This window comes from Edaphobacter acidisoli (assembly GCF_014642855.1).
Taxonomy (GTDB): domain Bacteria; phylum Acidobacteriota; class Terriglobia; order Terriglobales; family Acidobacteriaceae; genus Edaphobacter; species Edaphobacter acidisoli.
In genome coordinates, this window is the sequence record NZ_BMJB01000003.1 from 120,438 (window position 1) to 145,590 (window position 25,153).

Consider the following 25,153-nt stretch of genomic DNA (forward strand, 5'->3'; position numbering starts at 1 on the left):
CAGAACGACCATGAACGAACAGGCCCAGGCAGTCCAGAACAAGGAAGCGATGAGCGAAGCTCTCGTCGAGAAGCTGCGCACCGTACCCATTCTGTCGTCTTTGAAGGATGAAGAGCTACGCTGCCTGGAAGGCGTCGAAGAAATCCGGCTGACAAAAGGAACGACACTCGTGCATCAGGGCGAGTCCGTTCACAATTTCTGGATTCTGCTCGAAGGCGAGGTGCAGATCTTCTGGGTGCAGCCCGATGGCCGCGAAACCTCGGTAGCCTCCATGCCCAAAGGCGCTGCCTTCGGCGAGGTGCCTCTGCTGGCAAACATCCCCTGCGTCGTCAATGTAAGGGCCGCGGCAGACTCCGACCTCCTGCAGTTAAGCGAGCAGGGTTTCTGGAATCTGATGACCACCTGCCCGACGGTTCGCAAAGCCATCCTCGCCAACATGGGCGACCGTTTCCAGCGCATGCAAAGCGTCACCATCCAGCAGGAGAAAATGGCGTCCCTCGGCACACTCGCTGCCGGCCTCATGCACGAGCTCAAAAATCCAGGCTCCGCCGCGCGCCGCGCCGCCTCGCAGCTCCGTCAGAACCTGATGCGCATGCACGAGCTCTCGCGCAAATTCAAGCAGAGAGACCTGACCATCGAACAGAAAAAGTGCATGTTCGAGATGCAGGACCTCGCACTCGCTGAACAAAAACCCCGCGTGATGAGCTCACTCGAGCAGAGCGACGCCGAGGAGCATCTGGCCGAGTGGCTTGAGTCCGTCAACGTCGAGAATGCCTGGAAGCTCGCTCCCACACTGGTCTCCATCGGCATGGACGAAAAAGAACTCACCTGCGCGAGGGCCGAGTTTCCCGGCGAAATGCTTTCCGACGCACTCAGCTGGCTCGACGCAATGGTTTCGAGCATGCAACTTGTAGGCACAATCGAAGAGAGCATTGGCCGCGTGACCGACCTCGTTCACGCGGTCAAATCATATGCGTACGAAGGCAAAGGCAAACGCCAGGCCATCGACGTCAACGAGAGCATCCACGCCACCATCCTCATCCTCGCCCACAAGATGCGCGAGAAAGAGCTCACCATCGAGAAGACCTTCAGCCCCGATCTCCCTCCACTCGAAAGTGACTCCACCGGCCTCAATCAGATCTGGACCAACCTCCTCGACAACGCCATCGACGCCGCGCCCCAGAAGGGCAAGATCCAGGTCCGCACGTGGGCCGAGAAGTCCGACGCGAACGGCGCCAATCCGCACACCGAGCTCTGCGTCATGGTGGCCGACAACGGTGGCGGCATCCCCGCAGAGATCCAGCCTCAGATCTTCGACCAGTTCTACACCACAAAACCAGTCGGCGTAGGCACAGGTATCGGCCTCGGCATCGTGCAGCGCATCGTGGACCAGTACGGCGGCAGCATCCACTTCTCCTCCGTACCCGGCAACACCGAATTCGTCGTGCGCATCCCCGCCACCCGCCAGTAACGAATCATCAGACGATTCCAAAACAATTGGAGTCCTCGCTGTTTGCCTGCAAAACCAGTTGTCATCCTCCATCAACTGCCAAAACAGTTGTCATCCTCCATCGACTGCCCAAAACAGTTGTCATCCTTCCGCGCAGCGGGAGGATCTGCTTTTGTCTTTCCTTGACTCATCGCCATCGCATCACCCGTCCGCGTCACTTTTTCACGGCAACATTTCCCCCGCACTCGCGTTTGTAGCTTCAGAACGCGCCGCACTCAGACGCGGCTGGAATGTGTGAGGACACCATGAAGCTCTCTCGTTTTGCACTACCTCTCGTTGCCGCAGGAGTCATTTTCACTGCGGGCTGTTCGCACCCCAACTACTACGCGCCTCCACCGCCTCCGCCGCCTCCACAAAGCGTTCCGCCCCTCATCCAACAGGCCAATCGCGATGGCTTCCGCGCAGGCCACGACGATGGTGCCCGCGATGCCTACAACCGCTTCGGCTATCATCCGCGTCACGACCGCAAGTACCACGACTGCCCCGGCTACAATCCTGCGCTCGGCCCGTTCGGCCCATACCGCGATGCCTTTCGCAACGCCTATCTCCGCGGTTACTACCAGGGCTTCTACAACCAGCGATAGCCCGCACAACGACGTTCGTGTCGCTCCTGACGCCGCCATCGTAAGATAGGCGTCAGGAGCGCACCGTGACTCTCACTCCCTTCCACATCGCGTTTCCCGTCGATGACCTCGCCGCCGCGCGCGCCTTCTACGGCGGCACACTCGGCTGCCCCGAAGGCCGCAGCTCCGACCAGTGGATCGACTTCGACCTCTTCGGCCACCAGATCGTCGCGCACCTCAAGCCGCGCGCCTCTGCGCCCGGCCATCACCACAACCCCGTCGACGGCCACGACGTCCCCGTGCCTCACTTCGGCGTGGTCCTGCCCATGGACGCGTGGGAGCGCCTCGCCGAGCGCCTCCGCAACGCGCACATCCACTTCATCATCGAGCCATACATCCGCTTCAAGGGCCAGACCGGCGAGCAGGCAACCATGTTCTTCCTCGACCCCGCAGGCAACGCACTCGAGTTCAAGGCCTTCGCCGATCCCAGTCAGCTCTTCGCAAAGTGACGCACCCAAGCGGAGGTCAAACCTTTGCCTAAAGGGTTTCCTCAAAAATATATTTACAAAACCCCTTACCTATACCGATTTAGTTAGGATAGACTGCTTGGCGACCAGCACAACGGTTTTGCGGGCGGCAGAACGACAAGCTGCGTCCTGAATCGAAGAAGAAGGAAGCGAACGATGCAAGTATCCAGACGGTGCAATAGCACGAAATTTTTCTCTGCAATGGTTGTGCTGGCGATGGCCGCACTTGGTTCGGCAACAGCAGGCGCACAGACCCGCCACCAGCAACCTGATCTCTCCAAAATGCCGTGGATGAACAAGTCCCTCAGCCCCGACCAGCGCGCCGACCTCGTCGTCAAACAGATGACGCTCGACGAAAAGATCCAGATGGTCCACGGCGACGGCTGGGGCGTACTGCGTCCCGGTGCTCCACTCGACCCACGCTCAAACTTCGGCGCAGGCTTCGTACACGGCATCGACCGCCTCGGCATCCCCGACCTCAACCTCGCCGACTCCGCCGTCGGCATCCGCATGGCCGCCTATCAAGGACGCTACGCCACGCTGCTGCCCTCCACGCTCGCCGCAGCCTGTAGCTGGGACACCGACGCAGCCTTCCTCTACGGCTCCGTCATCGGCCGCGAGCTGCGCGACCAGGGCTTCAACATGACCATCGGCGGCGGCGTCGACATCATGCGCGAGCCCCGCAACGGCCGCAACTTCGAGTACGCCGGCGAAGATCCCGTCCTCGCCGGAACCATGGACGGCTACGTCGAAAAAGGCGTCCTCGCCCAGCACGTCATGAGCGACGTCAAGCACTACGCCTTCAACGATCAGGAGACCGGACGCACCGAGGTCAACGTCCTCCTCGACAAAAAAGCCATGCGCGAATCCGATCTGCTCGCCTTCCAGGTCGCCATCGGCATCTCCGACCCCTCCGGCGTCATGTGCTCCTACAACCTCGTCAACAACGACTACGCCTGCGAAAACGACTACCTGCTCAACCAGGTCCTCAAGAAGGACTTCCACTTCAAAGGCTTCGTCCTCTCCGACTGGGGAGGCACCCACACCACCGTCAAAGCCGCTCTCAACGGCCTCGATGAAGAGATGCCCGGCGACGACGGCTACTTCGCTGCTCCGCTCAAGCAAGCCGTACTCGACGGCAAAGTTCCGCAGTCGCGTCTCGACGACATGGTGCACCGCATCCTCCGCAGCATGTTCGCCGCAGGCGTCGTCGACAACCCGCCCATCCGCACCGTAGTCGATCCCTTCCAGGGCCGCGACGACGCGAAGCACATCGAAGAAGAAAGCATCGTCCTGCTCAAAAATCAGGACAGCATCCTCCCGCTCAAAGCCGCGCCGTCCGAATCCATCGCACTCATCGGCGGCCACGCCGACGTAGCCGTCCTCTCCGGCGGAGGCTCCGCGCAGGTCGACGCGCCCAACGGCGACGCCGTGCATCCGCGCGAAGGCGGCGCACGCTGGGGCGTACCCGTCTACTTCCCGTCCTCGCCACTCAAATACATCCGCAAAAAATCACCTGACGCCACCATCAGCTATAACGACGGCACCGACACCGCAGCCGCCGCCGAATTCGCCAAAAAATCCAGCGTCGCCATCGTCTTCGTCACCCAGTGGATGAGCGAAGGCCGCGACGCCCATACGCTCTCGCTGCCCCACAATCAGGACGCACTCGTCGAGGCCGTCGCCGCCGCCAACCCGAACACCATCGTCGTGCTCGAAACCGGCGGCCCCGTCTCGATGCCGTGGGCAGACAAAGTGAAAGGCATCGTCGAAGCGTGGTATCCCGGCATCGGCGGCGCTCAAGCGCTCTCCAACATCCTCTTCGGCACAATCAATCCCTCCGGCAAGCTCGCCGCCACCTTCGCCAAAGACGACGCGCAGTTGCCGCACCCCCAGATCGTCGGCATGGACGCCAGCACCCGCCATGGCGCCGTCTACATCGACGGCAAGGGCCACAAGACCCAAACCTTCGACCTCCACTACACCGCAGGCGCAGCGGTCGGCTACAAGTGGTTCGAGCAGCAGCACGAGCAGCCGCTGTTCCCCTTCGGCTTCGGCCTGTCATACACCACCTACGCCTACTCCGGCCTCACCGTCGACGACGCCGCGCGCACCGTCCACTTCACCGTCAGGAACACCGGCACGCGCAAAGGCACCGAGATCGCCGAGGTCTACGCCAAACTCCCAACAGCCGCACACGAAGACTACAAGCGCCTCGTCGCCTGGCAGCGCGTCGAGCTCGCACCCGGCGAATCGAAGGACGTCACCCTCACGCTCAACCCGCTCTACCTCTCCGTCTTCGACACCGCCAAAGACGGCTGGCAGCTTCTGCCCGGAGACTACAAAATCCTCGCAGGTGCATCCTCGAACGAAACCCCGCTCGAAGCCACGCTGCACGTCGCGCAGTAACCCACCGCTCGGCTTCGCTCAGCAAACCTGATCGAAGCCGAGCCCAAGCAAATCCGCAACCTTCCAAAGCTGTTCCGCAATGTGTCCCAGGCCGATTGCGCAGTGATGCGCCGGCCCCTGCGCGCTCCATTGCTCAACGAACCGCCGCGCTCCAATCGAAAACCTGTAGCGGCTATTTGTGTTGCCGATCTCCAGAATCTCCCCCGGAACGCTCTCACCTTCAGCAGTCAGCAGCTTGAAGCCGCGCTGCCTGTCCTCAACCACCGAAAGCAGCGTCACCGGCCCTTGCTTCACCTGCATCTCAACCGAAAGCCCCCTGCCCACCTTGCCGTGATAAACCTCCAGCGGCCGCACCTTGATCTTGTCCTCTGCAATCCCAATGTGGCCGGGGCCATCATGTCCCAGCAGGACCAGGTCCGCGGCGAAGTCCATCGCGTAGTACTCGCTGAACGACCCGCCCGCGCCCAGCAGGTCCATCATCTTCATCGCAATCGCATTCTTCACTTCATACTCGCCAGCCACAGGAATCCCGCGTCCCGTCAGCATCGACGTGCCCAGAATGATCGAGCTCATCGTGTCCTCATTCGCCGGAACGCCCGTGCCCTTCGCGTAATAAGCCATCAGGTCCACTGCATTGGCATCAACAAAACGGTCGAGCGCAACCGACGTGCGCGCCGCACGGGCCAGCTCTTCAACCGGACAATCCTCGCCAACAGCAAAGAACTCGCGGATCGACGCCACCTTCCGCTCAACCTCGCGATCAGTAACATCCGCGCGCAGCGCACTCAGCTCATCCACCTCAAGCTGCTCGATGTGCAGCCCAAACCGCCCGCTCACCTGCGCAAGGTCCGTGGCAATATCGAGCATCCCGCCGTAGTAGTGCCCCATCAGCCCCAGCCTGCTGTGCGCAAACGAATGAACAACCTCGGCCGCGCGCAGCCACTCCTCCAGCTCACGCCAGCACTCAACGTCGCCTTCAAGCATTCCCGTCACCTGGCGAAACGGAATATCGAGACGTGCAAGCACGTTGGCGATCTCCGGCAACGGACACGAACTGCACCATGCCAGCCACTCTCCCGTCATCGCCGTCCGGTTGCCCATGCGGTTGAGTTGCGCATAGTCAATCGCCTCGCCGGGTTGCAGGTTCAGCAACACTACCGGCACCTTCGCCCGTTGAATCACCGGCAGCACCGTCGACGAGAGCGCATACGTCGTCACATAGACCAGCAAAATATCGATATCGCTCTGCCGGCAGCGATGACCTACATCAATCGCCTTTCCCGGCGTATCCACCAGGCCGAAGTTGAAGACCAGTCTTCGCGACGAGATCACTCTTCGCTCCACCTCCGACAGGTAGCCCGCAAGACGCTGCTCCAACCCTTCAAACTGCTCCCAGTAAGCCTCTAAGCCGAGACCGATGAGCCCAACGCGCAAGTGTCCGTATTCGAGATTCATCCCACCAGCTTACGTGCGCGCGGCACAGTGCGCGACGAAATCGCAATCTGGTAAACCGCTCCTGCCGGGTAGATAATGGCTTCCAGCCATGCCCATCGCCCGGCTCACACTCGAAGTCGAGATCCCCGGAGCCCAGTCCCTCAAGGACCGCCGCCAGGTCGTCCGCTCACTCAAAGACAAGCTCCGCCACAGCTTCAACATCTCCATCGCCGAGCTCGACGACGGCATCGTCTGGAACCGCGCCACCATCGGCATCGCAGCCATCTCATCGTCCACCGCCTACCTCACCGGCCAGCTTGAGCAGCTCGACAAGGCCGCCAACAGCTACGCCTCCGCCCTCAGCGCCGAAATCACCGACTCCTGGGCCGAAATCATCTCCGAATCCGGGCAACTTTCACCAAATCAACCGGATTGACCATCATTCTGCAAATTTTCTGATCAATCGTCTGCGTTTTGGCTAGGTCGAACGCCCCATCTTTGATATCCTCACAGGTTCGCCTACTGTCAAACTACCTATGCCTGAACAACGCGCCAGAACGCACCATCGCAACCGAGTCGCCAACACCTTCTCCGACGAGATCGGAGCCATGCTCGAAGGTGAGCTCTCCGACCCACGCATCGCTCCCAGCTACGTCACCGACGTCGTGCTGGCTCCCGGCGGCAAGTCGGCGCGCATCTTCGTCGCCGTGCACGGCGATGAAAACGAAGAAGCATCCACGCTCGAAGCCCTCACCGCCGCCCGTGGCTATATCCGCTCGCAACTCCGCGAGCGCATGGGCGTCCGTCATGTTCCTGAGCTAACCTTCGCCATCGACCGCTCGGAAAGAGTCACCGGTCGCATGGACGAGTTGCTCGACCGTATCCGCAAGCGCGACCAGAAACGCCATTCTCAACCCCCGGAGACGGCCCCAGCCAAATCATGAAGCACGAAGCCCAAATCCAAGCGCTTCTGGCCGAGTTCTGCGCGCACCCACGCTTCCTCGTCACCTCGCACTGCCGCCCAGACGGCGACGCCATAGGCTCCGTGCTCGCGCTGGCCGAGCTGCTCGAACAACTAGGCCGCCAGGCCCAGGTCGTCCTGGCCGACCCCATCCCATTCATCTTCCGCACTCTACCGGGCCTCGACCGCATTCGCTACGCTGCATCCATCAACGAGGTTGATTCCGACTCCAAAACACCCGTCATTCTGCTCGAATGCGACGGCACCACCCGCACCGGGCTCACCGACCTCGACCATCACCCGCTCATCAACATCGACCACCACGCCAGCGGCCGCCCCTTCGGTTATCTCAACTGGATCGACGAACACGCCTGCGCAGTCGCCGAAATGGTCTATCGCCTCGCCCACGCAGCCAAAGCCGAGATTACCCCCAGCATGGCGACCTGTCTCTACACCGCCATCCTCTCCGACACCGGGTCCTTCACCTACTCCAGCACCCACGCCGGCACCTTCGCTCTCGTCCATGACCTCGCCACCCGAGGCGCCAGCCCCGCGCAGATCGCCCGCGATGTCTACTTCTCCAATCCCGCCAGCAAGATCCGCCTGCTCGGCGCAGCGCTCTCCAATCTCAAATGCGACGGCCAGCTCGCCTGGAGCTGGATCACCAGCGCAGAGATGGACCGCATCGGCGCCGAAGCCGAAGACTGCGAAGGAGTCGTCAACTACCTCATCAGCATCGACGGCATCGAGTCCGCCGTCTTTCTCCGCGAAGTCCCCGACGCCAGCCAATTCCGCCTCAGCATCCGCAGCAAAGGCAAGCTCGACGTCGCCCGCGTAGCCGAGCATTTCGGCGGCGGAGGCCATCGCAGCGCCAGCGGATGCACCCTCGACGGCCCACTCGACGCCGCCACCGAGCGCATCCTCGCACAACTCCGCACCGGACTCTGACTTATCCGAACATTGTCATCCGCCGCGCAGCGAGACACTCTCTGATAGCCTTGTCTTAAGCCTTTATTCTTCCGAATGACCGATATACAGCCACCTGCCGCACCTGGCCCCGAGGCCCCCAGCGCGTTCCGCACGTGGCTCCGCCGCACCATCCAGCTTCCCGACTCCATCACCATCCGCGAGTGCCTCATCCTCACCGCCGTCACCGGCTTCCTGCTGCTCTACGGCCTCGTCCCCATCTTTGGCGGAGACCAGCTCGGCCTCGTCGGCGCCGACGAACCCCGCTACGCCCAGGTCGCCCGCGAGATGCTCGCCGCCCACTCCGAGGCCTGCCACGCCTACGACGCCAAAATCGTCCCCCACAACCTCTCGCTCACGGCCATCAAAGACTCCTACCACTGCCTGCTCGGCGGGACCATCACACCCATCCTCTACGGCAAACCCTGGCTCGAAAAGCCCGCGCTCTACTACTGGCGCGCTATGAGCTTCTTCAAAGAGTTCGGCGTCTCCGACTGGTCCGCGCGCCTGCCATCCTCCTCCGGAGCGCTCGCGCTCATCGTGCTCATCTACCTGCACATGCGAAGATTCCGACCTGGAGGCCATCTCGACGCCGCACTCATCACAGCGTCATGCGTCGGCATCTTCAGCTTCGCGCGCGGGGCCTCCACCGACATGCAGCTCGCCGCGCCTTTCTGTATAGGAATGCTCGGTTGGTATGCCTGGTATGAGACCGATAAAAAATTCTGGCTCTTCGATCTCTACTTCTTCGGCGCAGCGGCCACGCTCGCCAAAGGCCCCGTCGCTCCCTTCCTGGCCATCTTCATCATCTTGATCTTCGCCGCCCTGCGCCGCGAGTGGTCGCTGTTGCGCCGCACCATCTGGTGGCCCGGCATCCTGCTCTACCTCGTCATGGTCCTGCCCTGGTACATCGCCGTCCAGTGGAAGAACCCCACGTTCTATAAATTCTTCTTCCTCGAACACAATCTGGAGCGCTTCGCCACCAACCGCTATCAGCACCACCAGGCGCCCTGGTATTACCTCATCGTCCTCGTCCTCGCGCTGATGCCCTGGACCGTCGTCGCCATCCGCGCCCTCATCGACTCCATCGACGTCTCCATCGCCGAGTGGAAAGTCCGCCACAACCCCGCCCGCTACCTCGGCCACACCCGCGCCGGCGACGCCTTCCCCGAGTTCCTCGTCCTCTGGGCGCTCTTTCCCATCCTCTTCTTCTCCTTCTCCGGCTCGAAGCTCCCCGGCTACATCCTTCCGTCGATCCCTCCGCTCACCATCCTCGCCGCCGACTATCTCTTCCGCCGCCGCCAGTGCGGTCTGCCCCGTTGGATACTCTGGTCGCACGCCGCCGTCTGCGCCATCATGATCTTCGTCCTCGTCCTCGCGCCCCAGCACATGCAGTACGACACCTGGGTCCCCGCCGCGCACTGGCTCATCGCCGCAACCATCTCCGCCCTCATCCTCAGCGGCATTGTCCTCGCCATCACCCAGCGCTGGGGCCCGAAGCAGCTCACCAACGCAACCCTCATCCCCATCTTCGCTATCCTGGTCTTCCTGCTGGGCTTCCACGGCCGCGAGCTCGACCTCACCTACTCCGCCCGCCCGCTCGCACGCGAGATCCACCAGCAGGCCCCCGACGTGAAGATCGTCGCCACCGACGACGTCAACCGCGACATCAACTACGGCCTCGCCTTCTATCGCAACGAGCCCGTCGTCGATTACAGCGTCGAAGGCGTCCCCTCCGCCGCCCACATCCTCGTCATCCGCGAGTCGAAGACCTCCAAACTCAATACCCTCCTCGCCGGCCGCATGTACGAACCGCTCTTCCTCTACGAAACCCAGGGCCTCGCCGTCTACAAAGTCGACGCCCAATCGCTCCCCTGAGCCACCCATCTCGAAGGGGGTGGAGAGACCTCTGCATTTCGCTTTTGCACATCCCGCACTACTTCCCAAAACAGTTGTCATCCTGATCGAAGCGACCGCAGGGAGCGCAGTCGAAGGACCCCGACACCGCCAGATCCCACCCATACCCTCCAACCCTTTCAGCCACGACCCCGACATCTCCACCACTCTCGCCACATCACAGCGAGCAGAGCGAGTCGCAAAGTGGAATCTGCCATCGCCTTTCAACAGAGGCGTAATCCATGTTCATCCGCACAATCCGTGGTCACCAGACGGTAAGGAACCGAATACCCCGCGAGCACATCATTCCCTACCGCACCGCGGTTCCTATAATCTCATCCAATACTCGGAATCGACCTCCGGACGAGCATGGCCATCGCCACCCAACTCGAGATACTCGACCTCCGGCACTTCTCCGCGCGCCAGATGCGCCCCCTCCTTGAGTCCGAGGCACACGCCTGGCGGCAGCGCCTGCGCTGGGACTACACCAACTCCACCGAGCTTCTGCTGCAGTATCTCGACTCGCGCATCCTCCCCGGCTTCGTCGCACTCGACCGTGGCCGCATCTCCGGCTTCACCTTCTGCGTCTACGAAGGCCCCAAAGCCGTCATCGGCGACGCCTACGCGCAGGCCCCGGACGTCGCCCAGACCCAGCTCGTCTCCAACACTCTGCTCCGCCATCTCATCGAGTTGCTGGTCAACTCCCCCGGCGTCCAGCGCATCGAATCCCAACTCCTCCTCTACGACGCCGGCTCCATCGACGACGTCTTCCGCGAATACAACTTCTCGCTCCATCCGCGTCTCTTCATGGAGTACCATCTGCCGCCATCGGCCAGTCCATTCTTCGGCCCGAACGGCACCACGCTCCCACCCGATCTCCCCACGCACATCGAGCTCTGTCCCTGGTCACCCGTCTACTACCAGCAGGCCGCCGAGCTCATCCACGAGTCCTACACCGGCCACATCGACGCGCTCATCAACGACCAGTACTGCTCACTGCACGGCTCTCTGCGTTTCCTGCACAACATCGTCCGCTTCCCCGGCTGCGGCGTATTCGACGCGACCGAGTCCTGGGTCCTGCGCGACACCCGCACGCAAACCCTCGTCGGCATGGTGCTCTGCTCGCGCGTCGCCTCCGACGTCGCCCACATCACCCAGCTCTGCGTGGCCCCAGCCTATCGCGGAGCAAACCTCGGCAGCCTGCTGCTCCGCCATTCCATCGACCACCTCTCCCACTCAGGCTTCAACGCCATCACCCTGACCGTCACCGAAGCCAACCGCCCCGCAGTCCATCTCTACGAAGAACTCGGCTTCTTCACCCGCCACCGCTTCGAGGCAATGGTGCTCGATAAAACCGGAGCTCCCTGACGGTTTTGCCCCTGCTATTGCATCTCCATTCGACAATCTCTCTGCATTTCCGTTCCGTACCCTGAGCGAAGCTGAAGGGGGGAGGAATTATTATTGTTGTTGTTGCTGTGCCTCGACTACCTGCCACCAATAACCTGAAACTCCAGTCCATCGGCCCGACTGGGCGGCTTCGACGAATTCAGGTCCCTTTTCGGTCGCTCAACCACCGTGTAGAGCGACTCTGACAGATCGTAATCATCCAATAGATTGAGCTCATTGACGACGGAGCAGCTATGCGCGCGCACCGTAATCGAGGCGTCCACCCCGCACGATGGACCGCTAGGCCACATCTGCTTATCCTTTTGTTCGCGCTTACTAAGCAATCTCTGCGGTCCATTCCACACATCCACATCCCAGTCGGCAAACATGGAACACGCTCCAAGAACGATATCTTTATCCGTTGCGTTTAGGAGCCAGACATGCAGCGGAATGAGCCCCGCATCAAGACTAAAGCGGGTAGGAGGAAGAGAGATGCCATATCGCACAGCCCCACGATCCCGAAAGAAGGCCGGCACTCCCAAATTTACATACCTAAATGCCTGATTCGAGCATGTCAATGGAATTCCACCAAGCGCTGGCAGCCGAATCGGAGGCAGCGGCTTCTGTGATTTCCTTTCAACGGTCACACACTCGGTGCAACCACCTATCTTCAGTACCACTTCAAAGGATTGACTCGCTCCATGCACGTCAATCCGCTGCTTCGAAGTAACAAATCCAGCACTGTATACAGACAGGTTGTAGCTTCCCGGTATGGCGTCGACGACAAGTCGGCCATTTTTGTCCGCTTCCATAACGGGGTCAGCCGTATCGGAAGAACGGGTAATTTGAATGTCTGCCTGCGGAATCGCGACTCCCGTTGGGTCCATAACAACAACAGTCAAATGCGTCTTCGCACCGCTCTGCGCCTGGAGCACCGAAACAGCAAGAAAAGTTACCGCACCGCATAATCCAGTGAGTTTCATTTCGCTGAATAATACTCCAGGCAGAAGCTCCCGGAGCAACGAAACCCCAGCCTACTCGACGTGATAGTTCGGCGCCTCGCGCGTGATGATCACATCATGCACATGGCTCTCGCGCAGCCCGGCATTCGAGATCCGAATAAACCGCGCCTTCGTCTGCAAGTCCTCAATCGTCCCGCAGCCCAGATACCCCATTCCCGACTTGAGCCCACCCACAAGCTGATACACCATCGCCTCCAGCGGCCCACGATGCGGCACCCTGCCCTCAATCCCCTCCGGCACAAACTTCGCCAGCCGGTTCGATGAAGCCGTCTCGCGCGCCGTCAGCGAAGGCCGCTCCGTGCTCGCGTCCATATCTTCCTTGCCCTGAAAGTACCGCTCACCCGACCCCTGCGCCATCGCCGACAGCGACCCCATCCCGCGATACGCCTTAAAGCTCCGCCCCTGATACAGAATCGTCTCGCCCGGGCTCTCATCCACCCCGGCAAACAGCGACCCGATCATCACCACGCTCGCTCCCGCCGCAATCGCCTTCGTCACGTCGCCCGAATACTTGATGCCGCCATCCGCAATCACCGCCACCCCACGCGAACTCGCCGCGCGATACGCCTCCGCAATCGCCGTAATCTGCGGCATACCCGCGCCCGTCACCATGCGCGTCGTGCAGATCGACCCCGGCCCAATCCCCACCTTGATCGCGTCCGCGCCCGCATCAATCAACGCCATCGCGCCGTCGTACGTGGCAATATTCCCGGCCATCAGGTCCACATCCGGAAACCGCTTCTTGCAATCCCGCACCGCCTCCAGCACCCGCGACGAGTGCCCATGCGCCGAATCAATCGCCAGCGCATCCACCCGTGCCGCCACCAGCGCCGCCGCGCGCTCCAGAAAATCCCCCGTCGCCCCAATCGCTCCAGCCACGCGCAGCCGCCCCTGCGAATCCTTCGACGCATTCGGATACTTCAGCTTCTTCTGAATGTCCTTGACCGTAATCAGGCCCTTCAGCTCGTAGTCGTCGTTCACGACCAGCAGCTTCTCCACCCGATGCTGGTGCAGAATCTGCTCCGCCTGCTCCAGCGTCGTGCCCACCGGAACCGTAATCAGGTTCGTCTTCGTCATCACCGAATCAATCGTCAAATCGGTCCGCGAGACAAACCGCAGGTCGCGATTGGTCAGAATCCCGACCAGCTTCTTGTTCTTCGTCACCGGCACGCCCGAAATCTTGTACCGCCGCATCACCTCCAGCGCATCGGCAATCGACTGCTCCGGCGCAATCGTCACCGGGTCCACAATCATCCCGCTCTCCGACCGCTTCACCTTGTCGATCTCCCCAGCCTGCTGCTCGATCGACAGATTGCGATGAACCACGCCCATCCCGCCCTGCTGCGCCATCGCAATAGCCAGCCGCGACTCGGTCACGGTATCCATCGCCGCCGACATCAGCGGAGTATTGAGCGTGATATTCCGACTCAGCCGCGTCTGCGTGCTCACCTGGGTAGGAACAACATCGCTGTAAGAGGGAACGAGGAGAACGTCATCAAACGTAAGCGCTTCGGGAACAGGAAGATTGATCATAGAGATAGAGGCCTCCCCATGCGGGCAAAGTCGCGGAATGCAAAGATGCCGATGGGTTTAATCGCCTATTCTACCGCCTCCCACCGCCGCGTCAAAATAACTTCCGGTTAACGCACACATCGGATGCTCAATTCCCCAACAAATCCGGGTGCCCCATCTTCGCGACACCTTTATCGTCGCTAAGGTGGGTTCCCAGGATGCCGATGGAGAGTCCGTTCGGATGCCCCATCCTTCGCGGGCTTCATCGAGAAGGATGGGAAAGTAAACAGCCGACCAACGCCTTTGCCGTTGTTCTTGCTGTTGCCGTTGTTCTTGCTGTTGCCGTTGTTCTTGCTGTTGCCGTTGCTGTTGCCGTTGTTCTTGCTGTTGCCGTTGCTGTTGCCGTTGCCTTTGCCGTTGTTCTTGCTGTTGCCTTTGCTCTTGCCGTTGCTGTTGTTCCTGAGATAGGCCCGGACTTCAGTCCGGGCAACACCAGCCACAAAAAAGGGGGCTTCAGCCCCCGGGACTAGTTCGGCGACGGCCTTTCAACGTGGTCGATCACCAGAACATCTGCGGGGCCTTTTGTAGCCTCCAGCTTCAGGCCAAGCTGCTCCTGAACGGCGGTAAAGATACCTGGCGCGGCATCCGGTTCACTTACAGGTAAATTATCCGGCGACCACTTCAAGGTGAAGTCGTACCTGCCCGCAAGCCCGGTCTCATCGACAACGGGCCTGTCCAGATACGTCTGCATCCCAAGTGCAAAGTCCGACATCGAGTTATTCGTAAACTTCCTCTCGATCTGTCCTCCGTGTCCATGTCCGGTCTGTGAAGGCAACCCATACGAGGTTTCAGGACTTCGTGTCATCTTCGGACCACCCTTCGCCACCTTGATTGCATAAATCGAAAGGTCGCGTTTATCCCGATGGAACTTAAGCCCGAATCTGTCCCGCAGGAGCCCTTGCAGCATCTCCTGAATCTGCTGGAGGTTCGGCACCCCTGCCAGATCCGCCTGCCCTTCGATATCGAACTTCGCCGTCCCCAGCCAGGCCGGCTCGTCAACGATCTGCTTCGGATGGACCGCATAGGCGGCGGATATCAGGCTATCGACCGTCTCGTTTTCTATAAAAATGCGATGTCCGCCTATCTGGAAATTCCCACTCGTCTCATTAGGATTGGCCGGCTTGATCGTGGCCACTTCAAACGACGGATGCGCGTTTGCCGGCATCGGGGACATGGGCGAAACAGCCGGCGGCTTTGCGCCATTTTGCTGGGCAATCGCATTCGGCGCGAGGATCAATAAACCGATTGCGAAAAGACAGAACATCTTGTGCAGATTGACTCGAACAATGCCATTGGCCAACATTGAAGCGATCCCTCCATTCCGAGTGGATGGTTGCCTTTGTTCTTGCTGTTGCCTTTGCCCTTGCTGTTGTTCCTGAGATAGGCCCGGACTTCAGTCCGGGCAACACCAGCCACAAAAAAGGGGGGGCTTCAGCCCCCGGGACTAATTAGCCGAAGGCCGCTCGACATGGTCGATCACGTAATACACCACAGGCCCCTTCTCCGCCTCTAATTTCAGACCGAGCTGCTGCTTCAAGGCATCAAAGATCGACGGACGATCCAGCGACCGATCAGAAAGTTTTTCCTGCGAGACATTGAGTGGCAATACCGGAGCAAACGACAGCGTGAAGTCGTAGTACTGGGTCAGTCCAGTCCTGTCGATGACCGGACGCTCATCCTCATGGAGAACGCGCCCCAGCCACCAGCAAAAGTACTGCATGTTGACCCTCTTGCCGACGGCGACGCCATCCGCGTTGTAGTTCATCGGAATACTGAAATCCTGCTTGCTCTCATCGACCTTCATCTTCGAGCCCGACTTATCCACCGTCAACGCATAAACCGGACCTTCCTTGATCTCTTTGTGGAACTTCAGGTTGAACCGGTCCGCCAGCAGGTTCTGAAACATTACCTGTAAATCGTCCTTGCTGTAAGGTTGGTCCGCTTTGGCCTCGACATCATAGCCATCGGTGGAAAGCCAATCCGGCGCACCCGTGATCTGGCGCATGGGCACTTTGTACATCAGGCTGATCATCAATTTCACAGGAATGTTCTGCGCCGAATAGCCAATGCCTCCCGGCATCGCCTTAATGAACCCGTCACGCACGTTCGGGTTGGACCGCCTGATGGAAGCCACATCAAACGTCAATCGGTCTGGCTTGTCCTGACCATAGGCAAGAGTCACGCTCATCAGGCCAACGACCACGCCCAGAAGACACAAATTGCGCTTGGTCCGTTCAGTCATGAAAACCTCATCCTCTCGAAGACTCTGCCAACATCATGGTATAGCCCGCATTCCATGAAGGAACACTAGCCATTGAACTCCCCCCAAACCCGATGTATCATAAAGAAGCAGGCGATTTTGTTCCGCCGAAGCAGTAGCCGTGAACGCACCGGCAATTGGCGGAGGAGATGAGTGGGCCACAGCCCACTTTTTATTTGCTCCAAAAGACATCCTGTTTTGCATCACTTAGGCAGCACATGGCACTAGCGTTAGACACAATTCGGGCCACCGCCGAGCGCATCGCCCGCTCCCACCACCTCGACCTCGTCGATATCGAGTTTCAGGGCGGCGCGAAGCACCGCATCCTCCGCGTCTTCATCGAGAAGACCGCCGAGGAGCGCGCCAGACTCGCCGCCAGCGCCGCAGCAGACGAAAGCCTGCCCAAAGGCGTCCCCGCCGAGCAGCTCTCCGGCGTCACCCACGAGGACTGCGCCCTCTTCGCGCAGGACTTCGGCACCGTGCTCGACGTCGAAGACCTCATCCCCGGCTCCGAATACACCCTCGAAGTCTCCTCCCCGGGCCTCGAACGCAAGCTGCACAAACCGGAAGACTTCACCCGCTTCACCGGCAGCCTGGTCAAGCTCCAGACCTTTACGCCGGTCAACGACAACCGCCACTTCCAGGGCCGGCTGACACAATTTTCAAACAACACCCTGACCCTCGACCTCTCCGCCATCAAACAAAGAGGCAAGGCCAGAAAGAACCAGACAGAGCAGACCGTCGAGGTCCCTCTGTCGAACATCGAAAAAGCAAACATCGTTGCGGAGATTTAATCCGCACTCCGCAACAGCACGCATCACAAAGTAACACCCGAATTCAGCATTTGAAGGACGAGCAAAGCGATGCCAAGTGTTCTGTATCAAACAATCGAGACGCTCAGCAGGGACAAGGGAATCGAAGCCGACATCGTCGTCGGCGCCGTCGAGGACGCCATCGCCCTCGCCACCCGCAAGTACTACAAGACGCAGGAAAACATGCGCGCCGAGATGGACCGCGAGACCGGCGAGATCCGCGCCTACGTCTACAAGACCGTCGTCGAGACCCCCGAGCAGGTCGAAGACAGCATCAATCAGATGACCCTCGAGCAGGCCCGCGAACTCGCGCCCGAGGTCGAAGTCGGCGGCGAGCTGCGCTTCTACAAAGACACCACGCCCCTCGGCCGCATCGCCGCCCAGATGGCCAAGCAGGTCATCTTCCAGAAGGTCCGCGAGGCCGAGCGCGACACCGTCTTCAACGAGTACAACCACCGCGCCGGCGAAGTCATCACCGCCACCGTCAAGCGCCTCGAACCCATGGACGTCATCTTCGACATCGGCAAAGCCGAAGCCCGCATGCCGAAGCGCGAACAGTCGCGCCTCGAGCAGTTCGCCGTCGGCGAGCGTGTCCGCGTTGTGCTTCTCCGCGTCGACCGCGCCGCCAAGGGCCCGCAGGTCATCGTCTCGCGCGCCTCTCCGATTCTCGTGCAGAACCTCTTCCAGTCCGAGGTCCCCGAGATCTACGACGCCACCGTCAACATCAAGGCCATCGCCCGCGAGGCAGGCGAGCGCACCAAGATCGCCGTCCAGTCCCGCGACAAGGACGTCGACCCCGTCGGCGCCTGCGTCGGCATGAAGGGCATGCGCGTGCAATCCATCATCCGCGAGCTGCGCGGCGAAAAGATCGACATCATCGAGTTCTCCGATGAGATCACCACCTTCGCCGAAAAGGCCCTGCAACCCGCCAAGGTCAGCCGCGTCTCCATCACCGACCTCGGCGAAAAGCAGATCGAGGTCATCGTCGACGACACCCAGCTCTCGCTCGCCATCGGCAAGAAGGGCCAGAACGTTCGTCTCGCCGCCAAGCTTCTCCAGTGGAAGATCGACATCAAGAGCGAAGAAGAAAAGCGCCAGGAAGTCGAGCAGCAGATGCAGGCCATGTCCGGCGGCCCCTCGACCCCGATCGAGCAGGTCACCGAGCTCGGCGAAAACGTGCTCGAAAAGCTCATCGCCGCGGGCATCACCACCGTCGAAGCCCTCGCCGACATGACCCCCGAGCAGCTCGAAGAGGTCCCCGGCATCGGCGAAAAGACCGTCGAGAAGATCTCCGTCGCCGTCCGCCACTACTTCGGCCAGTACGAAGAAGGCGAAGAGCGTCCCGCGCCGAAGGCCGAGCCCGAGGCCAGCTTCGACAAGACCCCCGAAGCGATTCTCGCTGAAGACGCAGGCAAAGACGCGCCCCGTGAGGTCCGCAGCTTCTCGACCGAAGACATCGTCGAGGCCGAAGAAGAGGGCTCCGATACAGACGCTCTCTCAGAAGCCGACGCCCGCGAGGAGCGCATCGAACACGATAACGACGCCGTCGACACTCTCGTAAACGAGAGCGAAGACGTCGCCACCGAAGGCATCGACGAAGGGTCCGGCCGTGGCTGACAGGCCCTTCGCGCAACTTTACTTCCCTCGCTCGCGCACGCTGCGATTCAGGGATAATACAAAGAGCAGAGCAACCCATCTCGAGGCTGATATGAACAGCTAAGCGCGAGAGGCAAGCAAAGGAACGGATGAGCAAAGTTCGAATCAACGATCTGGCACGAGAACTGGAAGTCAAGAGCAAGGCGATTCTCGACGCCCTGACGGCCGTCGGTGTCACCGAAAAAAAGACCCACTCCAGCTCCATCGAAGTCGACGAAGCCGAGAAGGTGCGCCAATACATCTCGGGCGGCAGCAGGCCCGCCACTACGGCCAGGCCGGCGGCTGACACCAAGCCGAAGTTCGATCTCTCCAAGGTCTCCAAGCCCGGCGACGCCCTCAAAGCCATCCTTGAGCGCAAGCATGCCGAGGCCGCGGCAAAATCCGCGCCGCCGCCGCGCCCCACCGCTGTCGTCGCGCCTCCCGTTGCCACTCCGGCACGACCTGCCGCTGCGCCCGCCCCCGCATCTGCGCAGCCTGCAACCCCTGCCCCGCGCCGCATCGTCCCGCAGCCGCGTCCGCAGGCCAACATCATCGCGCCCGCACCGCCGCCTGCCATCGCCACCAGGCCGCCCGCAGGTCCGGTCATCGCGAAGCCGCCCGTAACCGCGGCTCCCGCGCCTGCCATCGCGGCGCATCCTCCAGCGGCGCATCCTCCAGCAGTACATTCGAAGGATCGCCCCGTCGTCGCTGCCGTGCCTCCAGCCACGCTAAAACCCGCCGCATCCGCTTCCGTCGAAGCGCCCGCTCCAGCCGCGGCACCAGCTCCAGTACCAGTAGAAGCTCCGTCCGCGCCAGAGCCTGTAGCGGCAGCGCCCGCGCCTCCGGCCGCACCCGTCCGCCGCGTCATCATGCCGCAGACCGGCCCGCGCCCCATCTACACCGCACCCGCAGGAGCACCTGCAACCCCGCAGCGCGGCCGTCCCATCTTCGAGCGCCCGCGCCCACAAGGCCCCGGTGGTTCGCGTCCCATGCCCACGGCTCCCGGAGCCCGCCGGCCGATGCATCCCACACGCAGCTACCCCGGCGGTCCACCGTCTGGTGGCGCGCCCGGCCGTCCCGGCTTTGGCGGTCCGCGCCCAGGCTTCGGACAGCGTCCAGGCATGGGAGCACCCGGCATGTTGCCGCCTCCAGGCGAAGCGCCCACCGGCCAGCGTCCAGGACAGCGCCCGGGCCGCCGCGGCAACCAGCGCTACGAAAAGACCAAGGAAGGCCCGATGAAGGGCTTCGCCCCGCCGCCGCGTTTTGGCGGAGCGCAGATCCCCCAGCAGCCGCTTCCCATCACCCGGACCATCACCGTCACCGAGGGCATCAGCGTCAAGGACCTCGCCGAAAAGCTCGAGCTGCGCGGCAAGGACCTCATCGCCACCCTGCTCATGCGCGGCGTGCTCGTCACCGTCAACCAGTCGCTCGACAGCGAGCTGGTCAAGGACGTCTCCCGCCAGTTCGGCGCCGACGCGCAAATCATCTCCGTCGAAGAGCAGCTTGAGAACGAAGCCATCGAGGGCCTGCTCGAAGACACCACCGGTATGGTCGAGGTTGTCCGCTCGCCCGTCGTCACCGTCATGGGCCACGTCGACCACGGCAAGACCTCGCTGCTCGACGCCATCCGCTCCACCGACGTCGCCGGCGGCGAAGCCGGAGGCATCACTCAACACATCGGCGCCTACAAGGTCAAAATCACCAAGCCCGACTCGCCCGCCTTTGGACGCGAGATCGTCTTCCTCGACACCCCCGGCCACGAGGCCTTCACCCGCATGCGTGCACGCGGCGCCAAGGTCACCGACATCGTCGTCGTGGTCGTTGCCGCCGACGACGGCGTCATGCCCCAGACCCTCGAAGCCATCGACCACGCCCGCGCCGCCAAGGTCCCCATCATCGTCGCGGTCAACAAGATCGACAAGCCCGAGGCTAACCCGCAGCGTGTCATGCAGCAGCTCGCCGAGCGCGGCCTCCAGCCCGACTCATGGGGCGGCGACACGCCCTTCGTCGAGGTCTCCGCGAAGAAGCGCATCAACCTCGACGGCCTCGAAGAGATGATCTGCCTCGTCGCAGACACCAACGAACAAAAGGCCACGCCCGACCGTCCCGCCGTCGGTACCGTCATCGAAGCCAAGCTCGACCGCGGCCGCGGCGCCGTCGCCTCGATCCTCGTGCAGAACGGCACACTCCGCACTGGCGACAGCTACATCGTCGGCAACACCTTCGGCAAGATCCGCGCCATGTTCGACGACCGTGGCCGCCCCGTCACCGAGGCTGGCCCATCCACGCCAGTCGAAATCCTCGGCCTCGAGGGAATGCCCGACGCAGGCGACACCTTCCTCGTCATGAGCGACCGCGACCGCGCCAAAGAAATCGCGAAGTACCGTTCGCTCAAAGAGCGCGAAGCCCAGCTCGCGAAGTCCTCGCGCGCCTCGCTCGAAGGCCTCGCCGAGCAGATCAAGTCCGCAGGCGTCAAAGACCTCAACCTCATCCTCAAGGGCGACGTGCAGGGCTCCGTCGAAGTCCTCGCCGACTCGCTCGAAAAGATGTCCACCGAGAAGGTCCGCGTGCGCGTCCTCCGCGCAGGCGTCGGAGCCATCACCGAGTCCGACGTGCTCCTCGCATCCGCATCGAACGCAGTCATCATCGGCTTCAACGTCCGTCCGGACCGCAAAGCCGCCGAGATCGCCGAGCGCGAAAACGTCGAGATTCGTCTGCACTCCATCATCTACGAGCTGCAGGACGAGATCACCAAAGCCATGTACGGCCTGCTCGAACCGGTCTACAAGGAGAACTACCTCGGCCGCGCCGAAGTCCTCAACGTCTTCAAGATCACCAAGGTCGGGCAGATCGCCGGCTGCATCGTCCGCGACGGCCTCATCAAGCGCGACGCCAACGTCCGCGTCCTCCGCAACGAAGAAGAGCTCTGGAAGGGCAAGATCGCCTCACTCAAGCGCTTCAAGGACGACGCCAGCGAAGTCCGTCAGGGCGTCGAGTGCGGCATCGACCTCGCAGGCTTCAAGGAGATCCAGGTCGGCGACATCGTCGAAGCCTTCACCACAGAAAAGATCGCCGCCGAACTAGGCAAAACCGCAGCCGAAAAGAAAGCCGAAGAAAAACCCACCGAACCAGCCAACGCATAAACCATCCAATCAGCAGGACAGCGCAAAGGCCAGGAGCAATCCCGGCCTTGCTGTTGACGTTTCGCACAACGCGTTGCTTTACGGATTCCCTAGCAGGCCCTGCGATTGCAGATTGACCAGAAATTGGCTCACCGTCGTCACGCGAAACTGGCCGGTGCACGCTGGAGGAACAGGCGACGACGCAGTGTTTTCCGGCATGTTCAGCCAATAGACGGAGACATACGGCAACGTTTCGTTCACCGCGTTGTACAACTGCGTCGCAGTCGCAGCCGTCTGGTTCGGACACGTGGAAAGCCCCGTAATCACGACGGTCGCCGGATTGCCCGGGTTGGCAGGATTCCCCTGACTGGCCGGAAGGCCAATGTTCGCAAGCGGGACCGCTTTGCTAACGTAATCGCAATAGTTATCACCCGTCTCGCAGCTAGGCGTGGTGACGCTACCCCCGGGCACGCCGGTCTGAGAACCCTGAGCCTGCACGTCGTAGACATCGGCGGGCGAGGCTGCGGAAAACTCAGGGAAGCCGTACGCAAGGTATCGCGTATATGCTGGTCCCGAACCCTTATTCACCACCGTCACCAGGTCGGTTCCAGGTGCGGACATGAACGCAAATCCATTGGCGTGGGCCAGCCTGGCAAACAGCGCCTCATAGTCCCTGGGATCCTGCTTTTCCTGCAAGGGTGTCTGGAGACCGCCGCCCCAGTACTCATTGTCATAGAGAACCACCTTATAGTTTTGAACCAGCGGGGTCGCCGTTGTGTTCGGCGGCATGTTCGCCACCATATTGTTGCGGAAGCTTTGAAAACTATCAAGACTCGCAACCGCCAAACTCGTCCAGGTGGCTGGAACCGGGGAAGTCGTGGCCGTAGACGAGCCTCCGATCAGGGTGCACGGGTTATCGAATGCCTGTTGTGCAAGCGCTGTGTACCCGCCGTTTTGGATGTCGCTCACGTTATTCGTAAAGATCAGCCATCCGAGTTTGTTTTGCGTCGCGGCGCAGTTGGTCATGACCGCAAAGCTCCCAAACGTGAACTGCGTCACCAGCCCGCCTGCATCGGAGTTTGAAGCCACGTCCGCGTCCGCGCTCGGAGCATAGATACTCGACACCAGCCCATTCGAGGACTCATCCGTATCCAGCGCAGGCAGGTTCGTGGCCCCCGCCGTCACCGTGATGTCCACAAGCAGATTGCCCTCCGACGGGTTATACGGAAACGGAATCGGCAGCGTAATGCGCGCATCCGCCGCATTCGGTCCGCCCGCGTTTCCGGCAAACGACGTGCTGAAATTCCACGTGCCGTTGTACACCACCGTATGGTCCGGACCATAGTTCTGGCTAAACGTCGTGCTCAAATGCCCCGGCGCTTTGCCTGTCGTCGAAAGCGTCACCTGGATGGTCACCGGCGTGAGCAGGAATGGAGCCGGCGTACCCGAGCCTGTAGCAAGCGCTCCCGTGGGACGGAACGATATCTCCGAGATCAGGCCGCCCGTCGCGAACTGCGACGCCGCATACACCTGCTGATAGCGCATCGAACTCTGGCCGAACGGATACGCGCTGCTCCCGCCCGGCTCGTTCGTTGTGTCGATGTTCGGGACAGTAACATTCACCGCAGTCGGGCCAGCTGGAGTCGGGAACATCCACGCCAGACTGGCCGGATTGAACGGGACCGTACGGTTCTGTCGAATGATGAACGTATCCGTACTCGTCACGGTCGCCCCTGGGGCAACCCGCCCGAACATCACCGTACCCTTCCGCACCACCGTGCCCGAAGCCGTGCTCGTAACCGTGCCTACGATGTTCTGCGAATTCATGGCATTGTTCGTCACATCCACGGTATAGGTGTAGTCATACTGGGTCAGCGAAATCCTTGTTGATTGCTGCAGATGATAGGCGCCAATCACAAACTGCTGCCCTATCGCCGCGGTAGAAAGTGCCAGCAATCCAGCAAACAGAACGGCCTGCACATCCGGCCGAACCGCACGTCGTCGCAAACGCATGAACTCAATCATGGAGAACCTTTCTCTGAAAAATAACGGTGCTCACTGCAGAGAACTGCCTGATGGCCCAAACAACAGTTGCGTCAAAATCACTCCGGAATCTCCAGAGAGGCCGGGGGTTCAGCGCGCTCAAACTGAACGCGGACCCTCCGGAGGTAGATCAGAGCCCAGAGTCCAAGGAACCCCGATCCCAGAAGCAGCAGCGAGCCAGGCTCGGGAACCGTCGCGCCCGTGTCGATGACGTTGAAGTTCGGATCATAGAGCGTGAAGGACTGCGAGCCAGGGGAACCTGATCCAAGCCACTCGAAGTCCACCGTGAAGACGCTGCTCAGGTCCGGGTTATCCTGATTCGCCAGCATGTCGAACTCGCCATCCGCAGGCAAAGACCCGTCTGGTTGAAGCACAAACGTGGTCCAGTCGGGCCCGCCCGTTCCCATGTCCACGAGATTGGCGCTCGTAGCCAGTGGAAAATAAATCGCAAGATCGTCTCCCGACTGGAACGTGCCCGAGAGTTGATACGTATACTGCCATTCCGTGCCGCCGATCTGGGTTGCCCCATAGTCGACTACAACCGAATCAGCCAGCGCCGAGGCTCCAGCCCACGCGGCAAAGACCCCCACGCAGATGATCTGGAGCAGCGTCCTCAAAAAGCGCCCATGCAGCCATCGTCTTTGGATCGTCATTGGAATCAGGTCTCCTGTTTTTGGATTGCGCCACTCACACTCTAAATTTGCTAGATTGCAATCGATTGAATTTGGCGAAAAATTAACTGGCACTGCCCAGAATTCGCCCGTACAGCTTTTCTATTTCGCAGGAATGTATAACTTTCCCTGTCGCGCGTTGTCAATAAAATAGTTTGCAATCGATTACACGCGCGCGAAGAACGAAGAACTCTGCGGCACGCACGGCGCGTAGTCCAGATACGCCCATCCACCACATCCGGCTTTTCCACAGCACCCTTGACACCCCTGCTATCCTTAAATCAGGAGCAAGCCCGGCCAAACCGCCGGGCATTCGCATTTAATGCCATCAGACTTGACATCAAAGTCCAACCTTATATCTCAT

The 25,153-nt window shown here is 61.0% G+C and carries 20 protein-coding genes; 12 read left to right on the top strand and 8 right to left on the bottom strand.

All coding sequences use genetic code 11. The annotated features are described in order from the left end of the window. Window positions 1–10 precede the first annotated feature (10 nt). The 4 genes from IEX36_RS17675 to IEX36_RS15425 all read left to right on the top strand — a co-directional run bounded on the left by IEX36_RS17675 (window position 11) and on the right by IEX36_RS15425 (window position 5,009). Window positions 11–1,471 carry an ATP-binding protein gene (locus tag IEX36_RS17675; protein ID WP_188760468.1) on the top strand — a complete coding sequence of 487 codons (1,461 nt, stop codon included), beginning with the start codon at window positions 11–13 and terminating at the stop codon, window positions 1,469–1,471. A gap of 284 nt (window positions 1,472–1,755) precedes the next feature. Further along, entirely contained in the window at window positions 1,756–2,094 is a 339-nt protein-coding gene (locus IEX36_RS15415) for a hypothetical protein (RefSeq protein ID WP_188760469.1), read from the top strand. Window positions 2,095–2,159: 65 nt separating this feature from the next. Beyond that, window positions 2,160–2,582, top strand: coding sequence for a VOC family protein (locus IEX36_RS15420; protein WP_188760470.1), 423 nt, complete (start codon window positions 2,160–2,162; stop codon window positions 2,580–2,582). A gap of 174 nt (window positions 2,583–2,756) precedes the next feature. Next, window positions 2,757–5,009, top strand: coding sequence for a beta-glucosidase family protein (locus IEX36_RS15425; protein WP_229669060.1), 2,253 nt, complete (start codon window positions 2,757–2,759; stop codon window positions 5,007–5,009). Window positions 5,010–5,027: 18 nt separating this feature from the next. Here IEX36_RS15425 and IEX36_RS15430 read toward each other — a convergent pair whose 3' ends face one another. Then, a complete protein-coding gene (locus tag IEX36_RS15430; protein WP_188760471.1) occupies window positions 5,028–6,464 on the bottom strand; it encodes an arabinose isomerase in 1,437 nt (478 codons plus the stop codon). Between the two features lie 88 nt (window positions 6,465–6,552). Here IEX36_RS15430 and IEX36_RS15435 point away from each other — a divergent pair, with 88 nt between their 5' ends. The 5 genes from IEX36_RS15435 (at window position 6,553) to IEX36_RS15455 (ending at window position 11,634) form a co-directional block, all read left to right on the top strand. After that, window positions 6,553–6,879 carry a DUF503 domain-containing protein gene (locus tag IEX36_RS15435; RefSeq protein ID WP_188760472.1) on the top strand — a complete coding sequence of 109 codons (327 nt, stop codon included), beginning with the start codon at window positions 6,553–6,555 and terminating at the stop codon, window positions 6,877–6,879. A gap of 100 nt (window positions 6,880–6,979) precedes the next feature. After that, entirely contained in the window at window positions 6,980–7,387 is a 408-nt protein-coding gene (gene rbfA, locus IEX36_RS15440; RefSeq protein WP_188760473.1) for a 30S ribosome-binding factor RbfA, read from the top strand. Then, a complete protein-coding gene (locus IEX36_RS15445; RefSeq protein ID WP_188760474.1) occupies window positions 7,384–8,352 on the top strand; it encodes a DHH family phosphoesterase in 969 nt (322 codons plus the stop codon). Before rbfA ends, IEX36_RS15445 begins: the two co-directional genes overlap by 4 nt. A 75-nt stretch (window positions 8,353–8,427) precedes the next feature. Beyond that, a complete protein-coding gene (locus IEX36_RS15450; RefSeq protein WP_188760475.1) occupies window positions 8,428–10,248 on the top strand; it encodes an ArnT family glycosyltransferase in 1,821 nt (606 codons plus the stop codon). A 387-nt stretch (window positions 10,249–10,635) separates the two neighbouring features. Then, on the top strand, window positions 10,636–11,634 hold the full coding sequence (locus IEX36_RS15455) for a GNAT family N-acetyltransferase (protein WP_188760476.1): 999 nt from the start codon (window positions 10,636–10,638) through the stop codon (window positions 11,632–11,634). A 116-nt stretch (window positions 11,635–11,750) separates the two neighbouring features. Here IEX36_RS15455 and IEX36_RS15460 read toward each other — a convergent pair whose 3' ends face one another. The 5 genes from IEX36_RS15460 to IEX36_RS15480 form a co-directional block, all read right to left on the bottom strand. Further along, on the bottom strand, window positions 11,751–12,635 hold the full coding sequence (locus tag IEX36_RS15460) for a carboxypeptidase-like regulatory domain-containing protein (RefSeq protein ID WP_188760477.1): 885 nt from the start codon (window positions 12,633–12,635) through the stop codon (window positions 11,751–11,753). Between the two features lie 51 nt (window positions 12,636–12,686). Beyond that, window positions 12,687–14,207 carry an IMP dehydrogenase gene (gene guaB / locus IEX36_RS15465; RefSeq protein WP_188760478.1) on the bottom strand — a complete coding sequence of 507 codons (1,521 nt, stop codon included), beginning with the start codon at window positions 14,205–14,207 and terminating at the stop codon, window positions 12,687–12,689. 179 nt (window positions 14,208–14,386) lie between these two features. Further along, complete coding sequence (locus IEX36_RS15470) at window positions 14,387–14,686, bottom strand: hypothetical protein (protein ID WP_188760479.1); 300 nt, start codon at window positions 14,684–14,686, stop codon at window positions 14,387–14,389. Between the two features lie 26 nt (window positions 14,687–14,712). Further along, the gene (locus tag IEX36_RS15475; RefSeq protein ID WP_188760480.1) at window positions 14,713–15,549 is read right to left on the bottom strand and encodes a TIGR03435 family protein; all 837 of its coding nucleotides are present in this window, start codon (window positions 15,547–15,549) and stop codon (window positions 14,713–14,715) included. Window positions 15,550–15,690: 141 nt separating this feature from the next. Next, window positions 15,691–16,488, bottom strand: coding sequence for a TIGR03435 family protein (locus IEX36_RS15480; RefSeq protein WP_188760481.1), 798 nt, complete (start codon window positions 16,486–16,488; stop codon window positions 15,691–15,693). A 236-nt stretch (window positions 16,489–16,724) separates the two neighbouring features. Between IEX36_RS15480 and rimP the strand changes: the two genes are divergently transcribed. The 3 genes from rimP to infB all read left to right on the top strand — a co-directional run bounded on the left by rimP (window position 16,725) and on the right by infB (window position 22,096). Then, window positions 16,725–17,300, top strand: coding sequence for a ribosome maturation factor RimP (rimP, locus tag IEX36_RS15485; protein WP_188760482.1), 576 nt, complete (start codon window positions 16,725–16,727; stop codon window positions 17,298–17,300). A gap of 69 nt (window positions 17,301–17,369) precedes the next feature. Continuing rightward, entirely contained in the window at window positions 17,370–18,935 is a 1,566-nt protein-coding gene (gene nusA / locus IEX36_RS15490; protein ID WP_188760483.1) for a transcription termination factor NusA, read from the top strand. A gap of 128 nt (window positions 18,936–19,063) precedes the next feature. Continuing rightward, the gene (gene infB / locus IEX36_RS15495; RefSeq protein WP_188760484.1) at window positions 19,064–22,096 is read left to right on the top strand and encodes a translation initiation factor IF-2; all 3,033 of its coding nucleotides are present in this window, start codon (window positions 19,064–19,066) and stop codon (window positions 22,094–22,096) included. A 78-nt stretch (window positions 22,097–22,174) separates the two neighbouring features. Here the strand turns inward: infB and IEX36_RS15500 are convergent, their stop codons facing one another. Together IEX36_RS15500 and IEX36_RS15505 are read right to left on the bottom strand one after the other, a co-directional pair. Beyond that, complete coding sequence (locus tag IEX36_RS15500; protein ID WP_188760485.1) at window positions 22,175–24,100, bottom strand: hypothetical protein; 1,926 nt, start codon at window positions 24,098–24,100, stop codon at window positions 22,175–22,177. A 77-nt stretch (window positions 24,101–24,177) separates the two neighbouring features. Continuing rightward, window positions 24,178–24,771: a PEP-CTERM sorting domain-containing protein gene (locus IEX36_RS15505; RefSeq protein ID WP_188760486.1), complete on the bottom strand. Its 594-nt coding sequence runs from the start codon at window positions 24,769–24,771 to the stop codon at window positions 24,178–24,180. Window positions 24,772–25,153 lie beyond the last annotated feature (382 nt).

Bases quoted from the DNA above. Each gene is read 5' to 3' on its own strand.
- IEX36_RS17675 (WP_188760468.1), top strand. From the start codon at position 11: ATGAACGAACAGGCCCAGGCAGTCCAGAACAAGGAAGCGATGAGCGAA.
- IEX36_RS15415 (WP_188760469.1), top strand. From the start codon at position 1,756: ATGAAGCTCTCTCGTTTTGCACTACCTCTCGTTGCCGCAGGAGTCATT.
- IEX36_RS15425 (WP_229669060.1), top strand. From the start codon at position 2,757: ATGCAAGTATCCAGACGGTGCAATAGCACGAAATTTTTCTCTGCAATG.
- IEX36_RS15430 (WP_188760471.1), bottom strand. From the start codon at position 6,464: ATGAATCTCGAATACGGACACTTGCGCGTTGGGCTCATCGGTCTCGGC.
- IEX36_RS15435 (WP_188760472.1), top strand. From the start codon at position 6,553: ATGCCCATCGCCCGGCTCACACTCGAAGTCGAGATCCCCGGAGCCCAG.
- rbfA (WP_188760473.1), top strand. From the start codon at position 6,980: ATGCCTGAACAACGCGCCAGAACGCACCATCGCAACCGAGTCGCCAAC.
- IEX36_RS15445 (WP_188760474.1), top strand. From the start codon at position 7,384: ATGAAGCACGAAGCCCAAATCCAAGCGCTTCTGGCCGAGTTCTGCGCG.
- IEX36_RS15450 (WP_188760475.1), top strand. From the start codon at position 8,428: ATGACCGATATACAGCCACCTGCCGCACCTGGCCCCGAGGCCCCCAGC.
- IEX36_RS15455 (WP_188760476.1), top strand. From the start codon at position 10,636: ATGGCCATCGCCACCCAACTCGAGATACTCGACCTCCGGCACTTCTCC.
- IEX36_RS15460 (WP_188760477.1), bottom strand. From the start codon at position 12,635: ATGAAACTCACTGGATTATGCGGTGCGGTAACTTTTCTTGCTGTTTCG.
- guaB (WP_188760478.1), bottom strand. From the start codon at position 14,207: ATGATCAATCTTCCTGTTCCCGAAGCGCTTACGTTTGATGACGTTCTC.
- IEX36_RS15475 (WP_188760480.1), bottom strand. From the start codon at position 15,549: ATGTTGGCCAATGGCATTGTTCGAGTCAATCTGCACAAGATGTTCTGT.
- IEX36_RS15480 (WP_188760481.1), bottom strand. From the start codon at position 16,488: ATGACTGAACGGACCAAGCGCAATTTGTGTCTTCTGGGCGTGGTCGTT.
- rimP (WP_188760482.1), top strand. From the start codon at position 16,725: ATGGCACTAGCGTTAGACACAATTCGGGCCACCGCCGAGCGCATCGCC.
- nusA (WP_188760483.1), top strand. From the start codon at position 17,370: ATGCCAAGTGTTCTGTATCAAACAATCGAGACGCTCAGCAGGGACAAG.
- infB (WP_188760484.1), top strand. From the start codon at position 19,064: ATGAGCAAAGTTCGAATCAACGATCTGGCACGAGAACTGGAAGTCAAG.
- IEX36_RS15500 (WP_188760485.1), bottom strand. From the start codon at position 24,100: ATGATTGAGTTCATGCGTTTGCGACGACGTGCGGTTCGGCCGGATGTG.
- IEX36_RS15505 (WP_188760486.1), bottom strand. From the start codon at position 24,771: ATGACGATCCAAAGACGATGGCTGCATGGGCGCTTTTTGAGGACGCTG.